7 protein-coding genes and 1 pseudogene are annotated in these 9,763 nt (G+C 46.9%); 4 read left to right on the plus strand and 4 right to left on the minus strand.

Annotation, left to right across the window (positions count from 1 at the left end; all coding sequences use genetic code 11):
• Positions 1–363: 363 nt before the first annotated feature.
• A complete protein-coding gene (locus QUB64_RS14770) occupies positions 364–1,476 on the minus strand; it encodes an AI-2E family transporter (protein ID WP_333271192.1) in 1,113 nt (370 codons plus the stop codon).
• Positions 1,477–1,558: 82 nt separating this feature from the next.
• Here QUB64_RS14770 and QUB64_RS14775 point away from each other — a divergent pair.
• Positions 1,559–1,873: pseudogene (locus QUB64_RS14775) on the plus strand (helix-turn-helix domain-containing protein).
• Positions 1,874–2,101: 228 nt separating this feature from the next.
• Positions 2,102–3,058 carry an alpha/beta fold hydrolase gene (locus QUB64_RS14780; protein WP_333271189.1) on the plus strand — a complete coding sequence of 319 codons (957 nt, stop codon included), beginning with the start codon at positions 2,102–2,104 and terminating at the stop codon, positions 3,056–3,058.
• 40 nt (positions 3,059–3,098) lie between these two features.
• Here QUB64_RS14780 and QUB64_RS14785 read toward each other — a convergent pair whose 3' ends face one another.
• The 3 genes from QUB64_RS14785 to cysS form a co-directional block, all read right to left on the minus strand.
• Positions 3,099–3,383 (minus strand): type II toxin-antitoxin system RelE/ParE family toxin, encoded by a 285-nt coding sequence (locus tag QUB64_RS14785; RefSeq protein ID WP_333243503.1) that lies wholly within the window; start codon positions 3,381–3,383, stop codon positions 3,099–3,101.
• On the minus strand, positions 3,380–3,607 hold the full coding sequence (locus tag QUB64_RS14790; RefSeq protein WP_293337838.1) for a hypothetical protein: 228 nt from the start codon (positions 3,605–3,607) through the stop codon (positions 3,380–3,382). Before QUB64_RS14790 ends, QUB64_RS14785 begins: the two co-directional genes overlap by 4 nt.
• Positions 3,608–3,824: 217 nt before the next feature.
• On the minus strand, positions 3,825–5,528 hold the full coding sequence (gene cysS, locus QUB64_RS14795; RefSeq protein WP_333271186.1) for a cysteine--tRNA ligase: 1,704 nt from the start codon (positions 5,526–5,528) through the stop codon (positions 3,825–3,827).
• A gap of 725 nt (positions 5,529–6,253) precedes the next feature.
• Between cysS and QUB64_RS14800 the strand changes: the two genes are divergently transcribed.
• Together QUB64_RS14800 and QUB64_RS14805 are read left to right on the plus strand one after the other, a co-directional pair.
• A complete protein-coding gene (locus tag QUB64_RS14800) occupies positions 6,254–7,678 on the plus strand; it encodes a DUF4912 domain-containing protein (protein WP_333271184.1) in 1,425 nt (474 codons plus the stop codon).
• Positions 7,679–8,301: 623 nt separating this feature from the next.
• Positions 8,302–9,618 carry an ABC transporter substrate-binding protein gene (locus QUB64_RS14805; RefSeq protein WP_333271181.1) on the plus strand — a complete coding sequence of 439 codons (1,317 nt, stop codon included), beginning with the start codon at positions 8,302–8,304 and terminating at the stop codon, positions 9,616–9,618.
• The last annotated feature ends 145 nt before the right edge of the window (positions 9,619–9,763 follow it).

Here is a 9,763-nt window from a genome sequence, read left to right on the forward strand (position 1 = left end):
ACGCACCGAATAATTTGTAGGGTGCGTCGCCGCCAACAAGCTCTAAAATTAACAAATAATCGATCGGGCGACGCACCGAATAATTTGTAGGGTGCGTCGCCGCCAACAAGCTCTAAATAAGACCAATAATCGATCGGGCGACGCACCGAATAATTTGTAGGGTGCGTCGCCGCCAACAAGCTCTAAAATTAACAAATAATCGATCGGGCGACGCACCCGATCCAATATTTTAGGAAACAAGCCTTTTACGAGTTTTGTGTTTGTAGAAATAATTTTAATGAATGGTATCAGGTGCGTCGCCCGCTCGATTGTCGATATTTAGTTAGGAATTTTTGATGGCGACACACCCTACATCTTCCTGTATCAGGCCGAAGGTGTCAAAGGCGGTAAGTCAGAATTATTTTTGGCTTGATTTATTGTCTCTCGATATTCGCTTCTCAGCTTCGGTTTTAAATACAAGTTCTCAATCAAAGCTGCTACTCCCGCAAACCAGGGCGGCACAATTACAGCCCCAATAATTCCCAATACTTGGACGCCTCCCAAGACAGACAGCAATTGATATAAAGGATGCACGCCAACCGAGGAACCAACCAGCAACGGATCTAGTACGTAAGTTTCTAAGTTTTGGATAAATACAAACAGCAGCAATACCCACAACAACACCCATCCACCCTTGGCTAAGGCGACGACTAAGGCGGGTACTGCGCCCAAAACCGGGCCGATGAAGGGAATCAGATTTGTCACACCTGCGATCGCACCCAAGCCCAAAGCAAACTCCGGCATTCCCAAAAAGCTCAAACCTGCGGTGATAAATATCCCTAAAATTCCCGAAACTAACACCCGCCCGCGAATGTAACTCCCCATTCTTTGACCGATTGGTGTCGCTTGGGCGGCTAATCTTGCATCCCAAGGTTTCGGGAAAAACTGCACCAAACTTTTAATTAATGTGTCGCTGTCGGCTACCATGTAGCCAGAAATAAATAATGCTAAAACTAGGCTGAAGAAACCGCCGAGAATGCCTCTGGTTAAACTATACGATCGCAAAACCAGTTGTTGGCTCGATCGAATCAGCCAATTTGTCAGCGATTGAGTGTCCAGCAACTGATTCACCAAAGCAGGCGCATCATCGGTGAGGCGACTCAATAGATTAGTTGCTACGGCTTCCAGACTTTCGGCGTACACTGGTAACTGTCGCACCAGTAACTCGATTTGTTCAATTACCGTGGGCCCGATTAACACTACCGTCCCGCTGAATCCGCCGATCAGAGTTAAATAAACCATAATCACCGCCAGCCAGCGGGGAACGCGCATCGTTTCGGCCCAATTGACGATCGGGACGATCGAAGCCGCGAGCACGACTGATATCATCAGAATTACGAGCAGGCTGCGCAATTGCCACAGCAGCACTAGCAGCAAGGACGATGCTACAATGAGCAGCAAGTTGGGTATAGAAATGGTAATCCGCTGTTCTGACATGATTAAATAATTATATTGTTGCCGATCGTCTCACCCTTGATGTTATAATAAACTATATGATATAAATATTGTAATTAAGATTATGAAAGTGCATTCAAGCAGTGGGAATGTGTTGGCGGACTTAGGACTCCCAAATCCTGATGAACTATTGATTAAGGCAGAAATAGCTCATCAAATCAGTGAGTTAATTTCCGAACGCCAACTAACCCAAATTGAAGCAAAAAAGCTCTGAGGAATCGATCTACCCAAAATATCAGCATTGAGGCGCGGTAAATTATCCGAGTTCTCTATAAAACGCCTATTTCGTTTTCTCAACGCACTCGGCAGCAATGTAGAGATTCGTATTGCTCACTCGCAACCAAATATCCTAGCTCAAACTCGCATTGTTGTAGCCTAAACTAAAAAACATTTAGTTTGGTTTGCATTGTGAAAACTCTTAAAAATCTTGTGGGTGGGCATCCTGCCCGCCCCAATATGCAGGTTAAAAGTGGAACAGCTTAATACATAAAAACTTAAAAAATTAATAAGCTGTTGTGCATTTAAAGTGCATATTCGGGACGCTGCTCAAAGCCATCCCACAAGAATTTAATTAATTTCAACACACAATTTAAATCCAGAATAGCTTATGCAACCGCAATATTCAACCCAAGATTTATCCGCCATTTCGTCTATAAAATCACCAACGCTGTTTTACGAATGGCAAAAATATCGCTGCGCTTATGATGTTTATCAACCAACTACTGCGACAGAAGATAGCATCCCTTTGTTATTAATTCATCCCATAGGAGTTGGTTTGTCAAGAGTCTTTTGGCACAGATTTTGCGAAAGTTGGTACAAATCCGGTAACACAAATCCGATTTACAATCCCGACCTTTTGGGCTGCGGCGATTGCGAAATGCCCGCTGTGGCTTGCTATCCTGAGGATTGGGCCGCACAGTTGCAGTTTTTCTTGGAGACTGTAGTCAAAAAACCTGCGATCGTCCTCGTGCAAGGTGCTTTACTGTGTGTAGCCTTGGAATTAGCCAAAATTCAGCAGGAAAGCGGTTCTAATTTAATCCATTCCTTAGTCCTCGCCGGGTCTCCAGCTTGGGCGGTGATGAACAAACATTCGACAGACAGACAGCAAAGAATCGTCTGGAATTTGTTAGATTCTCCCTTGGGAAACGCTTTTTATCGATACGCCAGACGCGCTCAATTTTTGCGATCTTTTTCTGCAAAACAACTGTTTGGTGATGCTGCAAATGTTGATAGCGAATGGTTGGATGCTTTGCAAGCTGGGGCGGCAAATCCTGACAGCCGTCATGCAGTTTTCTCGTTTTTAGCGGGTTTTTGGCGGCAAGATTATAGTACCACGATTCAACAGTTTATGAATCCGGCACTCGTTATTATGGGAGAAAAAGCCTCAAGCATCAGTCAATCGGGTAAGGAAGAAAAACCAGAGGAAAGATTAGCGCAATATTTGGCTAACTTTCCCAACGCAGAGGGTTTCTTAATGCCGGGGCGCAATGTTTTACCCTACGAATCAACCGCAGAATTTGTCGCGGCTGTTGCCGAATTTGCGAACAAGTTAAAGAAAAATTAAATTTATTTGTGGAGTTGTAGTCTAATAATGACTGACACAGTTAATAGACCTCATCATGTGTCCCGATGTCGAGTAGAACAATGACTTCACTATTTGTTTCCGTATCCTCTTCAATCGAGAACACAATTCGACAATCATAGCCGCAAGAGCAGGACTGAAGACCATCAAGTTTGCCACCTAGTTTATGAGTACCTAGATTTGGAAAAAATACATCTGCTTCCATTTGTTGAAGAGAGTCTTCAATACGTTGCTGGAGGTCAGGATTTCGTTTCACAAACTTGCGGAATGCTCGTTTGAATTTCGGAGTCAGAACCAATTGTCTCATGCTTCGGGCTCGTCCAAAGACTGGCGTAATGTTGAAATAACATCCTCGGCTGACTGCTGTCGAAATTTTCCTGTACGGAAATCAGCTAAGGTTTGTTGAGCATCCGCAGCTATTTCGGCGCGAATACTTTCACGGTGACGGTTTTGCAGGATTTTTATCAGCATTTCCTGCTGTTCGTAGGAAAGTTGTAAAGCAGTTTCTAGCACTTGGTCGAGGGTATTCATAGAATTAGGCTATTACCCAATACGGTTGAACAACTTGCGTTTAGTAAATTGTATCGCTAATCAGGACACGGCTGTGTCGTTTCCCTACTATTAATCGGGAGAGGGTTGCATCTCTGACAATGACTCACGATGTTTTTTGGGGTAGAGAAACAACAGGTTCGTAGTACGGACTTCAGTCCGTCCCAGAGGACTGAAGTCCTCACTACAAACCAGTTGTTTAACTCCGATGCCAAATAGTTGTACCATCCTTTTGGTCAATCAAAGTAATGCCATTATCCTTAAGTTCATTGCGAAGCCGATCGCCCTCAGCGAAATCCCTAGCTATCCGGGCATCCTTCCGCTGCTGAATCATCGCCTCAATCTCCCCATCACTCAAACCACCAATAGCATCATCACTATCAGCTTCCGGCTGAACTTCCAACCCCAAAACCCCCGCCAAACTCACCAAAGTCAGCCAATGAAGCTGCAACAATTCCGGCGAAGTTTCAGTTTTTCCTTGATGCACCAAAACATTGCTTTCCTTACCCAATTCCTTAGCCAATTCAAACAAAACAGCCAAAGCAGCCGGAGTATTGAAATCATTATCCATAGCTGCTTGGAATTGCTGCACAGCTTTGGTATCTTGTCCAGTTTTCTCAACGTCCCAATTCAGTCGATCGGCATATCGGAGTCCAAAAAGCAAGCCTTCGTTGATAGTATTCCAGCCATTTCGAGCAGATGCGATCGCCTCTTCGGTAAAATCTATCTGACTGCGATACTGCGCCATAAACACAAACAGCCTCACCGCCATCGGTTCCACCGCTTTTGACTTATCACTCTTACTCCCCCCCTCAGCAAGGGCAGATTCAGCTTCACTCTTACTCCCCCCCTCAGCAAGGGGGGGTTGGGGGGGGTCAGCTTCACTCTTACTCCCCCCCTCAGCAAGGGCAGATTCAGCTTCACTCTTACTCCCCCCCTTAGCAAGGGGGGGTTGGGGGGGGTCAGCTTCACTCTTACTCCCCCCCTCAGCCCGGGGGGGTTGGGGGGGGTCAGATTCAGGTTCTCCCGACCAATTCCCCTCCAACAAATCGCGAATTGTAATAAAATTGTGCAAAGACTTCGACATCTTTCTGCCATTGACAGTCACAAAAGCATTGTGCATCCAATAATTAGCTAGAGACTTACCCGTCGCAGCTTCTGATTGAGCAATTTCGTTTTCATGGTGCGGAAAAGTTAAATCGGAACCGCCGCAGTGAATATCAATAGTTTCGCCCAAGCAATCGCGCACCATCGCCGAACATTCGATGTGCCATCCGGGGCGACCTTTTCCCCAAGATGATTCCCAAAAAGGTTCACCTGGTTTAGCACTTTTCCACAGGGCGAAATCTGATGAATCTTGCTTTTTTTGAGCTTCTATTTCGGCAGTTTCTAATCTGCCACTAGCCCCGGCTTCCATTTCTTCCAACTTGCGGCCGGAAAGTTTTCCGTAGTTGTCAAACTTGCGAACGCTGTAGTAAACATCGCCGCTGTTGGCATAGGCAAAGCCTTTATTTTCTAACTCGTGAATCAGCCGTTTGATGCCGTCTATCGAGTGGGTGGCGCGGGGATATTCATCAGCCCTGAGAATATTTAGCTTGTCCATGTCGGCAAAATATTCGTCGATGAAGCGTTCGGCTACCGCTTCCATTGTCGAATTTGTTTCGCGGGCGCGATCGAGAATCTTGTCATCAATATCGGTAAAATTCTGTACGTAGCGCACCGAGTATCCCCGCCACATTAGATATCGGCGCACCATATCCCAAACAATGTAAGCGCGGGCGTGGCCGACGTGGCAGTAATCGTACACCGTAACGCCGCAGCAATACATCCGCACCTTTGGGGGTTCGAGGGGCTCGAAAGGTGATTCGCGGCGAGTCAAGCTGTTGTAAAGCGTTAGAGTCATTCGATTTTAGATTTTAGATTTTAGATTTTATAGTCCTGGACGCAGAACCTCTATGTGTAGGGTGCTTACGGCGCACCTTACGGGTACAAGTAGCGCGTTGCTTTCAGGATCGCTAACTCAGCAAATTTTGCACTCAATCTGCTGTATCCATAGTACCGCCCCAGCAGACTCAATCTCACATCGAATTTGTGTCAGGGAATCTTGATAATAGTGGCGGTTACGATCCCCATAAGCGTCGAATTGTCAATATTCCCTGACAAATTGATCCCCAAATGCCCGAAAATGCGTATAAGTACCCATGATTGAGGCGAAAGACCCCTTGACCAGACCCGGAATTGTCTGCAATATTGAATCATCACAAAGCGATCCCAAAGAAAAGCTTTGCTTAAATAAGCATCTTTGGAAATCGAATAGCGCGTGTGCTGCCGGCACAGCGTTGCTAGCAGCACCGATCGCACTCACAAAATCGATCTTGTTTGTCAATCAAGAATCGACAGATAAAGTTTTATTTAGATCGGACGGTGCGCGCAGAAGCCAAGCAGTCACAACCCCCGATCGCAATTGGGGAAAAGACAAGCAAAAAACAAGCAAGGCTTCAAAGGTTGGAGAGATCCAGAAGCTCGATAATATTTGCATTTAAAAGAGTTTCTAGCTCGAAAAGTCAACACATTTGTGTTGAAACGAAAAATCTAACCCGCCATCCCAAATTAGTGGAAAACAAACTCATGGCAAAAGAACGCCCACCATTAGAAGAGATGACTTTGCGACAACTCCGCAGAGTTGCTAGCGAATGTGGAGTCTCTCGCTACAGCCGGATGCGGAAATCGCAACTTCTGGCATCAATTCAAGAAATTCAGCGCAACAAGTTTTCATACAGTCCATCTCGCAAACTAGAGGCACAAGAAGCAGTGGAAGCAGCAAAGTTTGAACTAGGTCAAGAAGATAGAACAGGCGGTTCATTGTCGTCTGTAGATGAAGGTTTAGCAGATTTGCCCAACGGCTACGGCGAAAGCCGGGTTGTTTTAATGCCCCGCGATCCCGAATGGGCCTACACCTACTGGGACATTCCCAACGATCGCAAAGAAGAATTGCGCCGCCAAGGTGGACAGCAACTCGCCCTGCGGATCTACGACGTTACAGATGTTAGCCTCGACATCCAAAGCCCGCACAGCATTCAAGAATATCCCTGCGACGAATTGGCCCGCGAATGGTACGTACCAATCCCCGTTAGCGATCGCGATTATGCGATCGACATCGGCTACCGCTGTGCAGACGGCCGTTGGTTGGTGTTGGCGCGATCGGCAGAAGTCCGCGTCCCGCCCATCTATCCCAGCGACTGGATTGAAGACCAATTCATCACCCTCGACTGGGAAGAAGACTTGCGCGGCCAAACCTTCGCCGAACTGGTTCCCCCAGCCAAGAAAATGGCCCAAGCAACCAACGGCATCGGTTACAGCACCGGCAACGCCATCTACCAACAAATCTTCGGCATGGCAGAATCGGCAGAATCGATGCGCGTAGCAGGTTCGATGTTCGGTTCCATGCAGCACGTCGCCGGTTCCATCCAGCAATCCGGCATCCACGAACAAGCTTTGAGTTCCTACGTATTCCCCTCCGGCGTTGGAATGTGGGCTGGGGCAGGAATGTCTGCCCTCACCATGTCAGGTGTCGGTATGTCCGGCCTCACTGCGTCAGGTGTCGGTATGTCCGGCCTCACTGCGTCAGGTGTGGGTATGTCCGGCCTCACCATGTCCGGTGTCGGGATGTCTGGCCTCACCATGTCCGGTGTCGGGATGTCTGGCCTCACCATGTCCGGTTTCGGTATGTCAGGTGTCGGTATGTCGGGAGTTGGCTTTGCCGCCCCGATGCGCCCCCGCCAGTTCTGGTTAGTTGCTGACGCCGAACTGATCGTCTACGGTGCTACCGAGCCCGACGCCACCGTCTACGTAGGCGGACAGCCAATCAAACTCAATGCTGACGGAACTTTCCGCTTCCAAATGTCCTTCCAAGACGGCTTGATCGACTATCCGATTTTTGCAGTAGCAGCCGACGGCGAACAAAACCGTGCTGTCCACATGAAATTCAACCGCGAAACCCCTGAACGGCGCACCAATACTAAGGAAGATGCTGTTGTGGAATGGTTGGGCTAATCCTCAAGGTCGATCGCGATCCCGACAAGTGTTTGGGTTTGTGCCAATTTTTTAACCATCACAAGGCCTAACCGGAGCAAATGGCGATTTGTTAGGGTTAATTCCAGACAACAACCCATAACACCCCCTATACACCGTTCTCCTATTTTGAGGAGCGGTGTTTTTTGTATTTAGAAAGAAGAAGTTCGGCAACGGATTTTGTAGCGGATGTAACGGATGAGAAGAAGGAAGAAGGAATAATTATTTATTTAAATGTTCTCAATAAACTTGAATTGCATAAATGTTTGATAACTGGTTCCCAGGCTGTGCCTGGGAACCGAGATCGGCGAGGCTCTGCCTCGCTTGGAAAAATGGAGGCTCTGCCTCCGGATCTGCGTTACCAGGCACAGCCTGGTAACGAGTAGAAGAAACCGGGTTTTTCACCGATATTAAAGGCTTCGATGCAGTATTTTTGTAAAAAACCCGGTTTCTGACCTCAAAAATTGTACTCTTCACTCAACGATTATTAAGTAAGCTAAAGTTTATTTAAATTTTGATTGCACAAACTCGCTAAATCCCGCGAAACATAACAAAGCGAGTTATGAGATCAATAAGGCGATCGCACAGCCCCATCTCAAAAGCAAATGCCAAAAATAAATTCCCCGCCCCAGCGAAGGCAAAAGCGCCCCCGTCTTTTCGCCTTATTCGCTGTCACATTAGCAGCAGTCTTGCTTTTATTTATTCTGCCCGCACTGACTCAGCAGCCAGTTGTGCTCACCATGTTAATGCAAGGCCAAGACATTGCTAACTGGAAACCATTTGTCAAAGAATTTGAACAGAAAAATCGCGATATTCGCATCAACCTCGTCGAAGGCCCCTTTGACACAAACCTCGTAGAAAATCTTTACACATCTGCCTTTCTTTTAGGCGAGTCGCCCTACGACATCATCAACATGGATATCGTTTGGGTTCCCAAATTTGCCGCCGCAGGTTGGGTAATGGATTTAACCGACAGAATTCCCCCCGAACAACTTGCAAAATTCATCCCCGGTAACGTCGAAGGCGGGCGGTATCGGGGCAAGCTTTACCGAATTCCCCACGCTTCCGATGCCGGAATGCTTTATTACCGCAAAGATATTTTAAAACAAGCCGGAATTGCCGCGCCGAAAACCTTTGAAGAGATGGTAAAAATCTCTCAAGACTTACAGAAACAGGGAAAAGCAACCTGGGGTTATCTGTGGCAAGGTAAACAATACGAGGGAGTATCTGCGATGTTTGTCGAAGTGCTCTCGGGTTTCGGCGGTTTCTGGGCCAACCCTCAAACTTTTGAAGTTGGGTTGGATAAACCCGAAGCAATTAAAGCAGTGGAATTTCTCAAAAATACGATCGCCTCTGGCATCTCTCCATCGGGTGTTACTACCTACGGCGAAGAAGAAACCAGGCTGTTGTTTCAAAACGGCAAAGCGCTGTTTTTGCGAAACTGGCCCTATGTTTGGAAGCTAGCAAATGCCGAGGGATCTAAGGTTAAGGGTAAAATTGCGATCGAGCCAATGCTCAGCAGTATCGGTAAAACAGGCGGTTCCTGCTTGGGCGGCTGGGGCTGGGGAATTTCCAAAACCTCAAAACATCCAGAACAAGCCTGGAAAGCAATTAAATACCTCACCAGCGAGGCAACTCAGCGCAAATTTATTTTAGAAACAGGTTTAATTCCCAGTTACAAATCCCTATTTACCGACAAAGAAATAGTCGCCAAATATCCCCACTACCCGCAACTCCTAAAAGTAGTGCAGCGGCCAGCTTTGCGCCCGCCCATAGCACAATACGCTCAAGCTTCGGATATTTTGCAGCGCTATTTGAGTTCGGCTTTTACCGGGAGAATGAGTGCGGAACAAGCAATGAAAGCAGCGGCTAGCGAAACTCGCAATTTATTAGGCAGTTTGAAACAACCTAAAGCTTCATAAAACTGGTTCGTAGTGAGGACTTCAGTCCTTAAAAAAACTTCCCCCGTTCGTAGTGAGGACTTCAGTCCTAAATTTTTGAATAAATGAGGATTAAAGTCCTTACTACGAACCTTACGGATTAAAGTCCTTACTACGAACCTTACGG

The sequence above is a fragment of the Microcoleus sp. Aus8_D2 genome (assembly GCF_036702665.1).
Classification (GTDB): domain Bacteria; phylum Cyanobacteriota; class Cyanobacteriia; order Cyanobacteriales; family Microcoleaceae; genus Microcoleus.

Bases quoted from the DNA above. Each gene is read 5' to 3' on its own strand.
- QUB64_RS14770 (WP_333271192.1), bottom strand. From the start codon at position 1,476: ATGTCAGAACAGCGGATTACCATTTCTATACCCAACTTGCTGCTCATT.
- QUB64_RS14785 (WP_333243503.1), bottom strand. From the start codon at position 3,383: ATGAGACAATTGGTTCTGACTCCGAAATTCAAACGAGCATTCCGCAAG.
- cysS (WP_333271186.1), bottom strand. From the start codon at position 5,528: ATGACTCTAACGCTTTACAACAGCTTGACTCGCCGCGAATCACCTTTC.
- QUB64_RS14800 (WP_333271184.1), top strand. From the start codon at position 6,254: ATGGCAAAAGAACGCCCACCATTAGAAGAGATGACTTTGCGACAACTC.
- QUB64_RS14805 (WP_333271181.1), top strand. From the start codon at position 8,302: ATGCCAAAAATAAATTCCCCGCCCCAGCGAAGGCAAAAGCGCCCCCGT.
- QUB64_RS14790 (WP_293337838.1), bottom strand. From the start codon at position 3,607: ATGAATACCCTCGACCAAGTGCTAGAAACTGCTTTACAACTTTCCTAC.
- QUB64_RS14780 (WP_333271189.1), top strand. From the start codon at position 2,102: ATGCAACCGCAATATTCAACCCAAGATTTATCCGCCATTTCGTCTATA.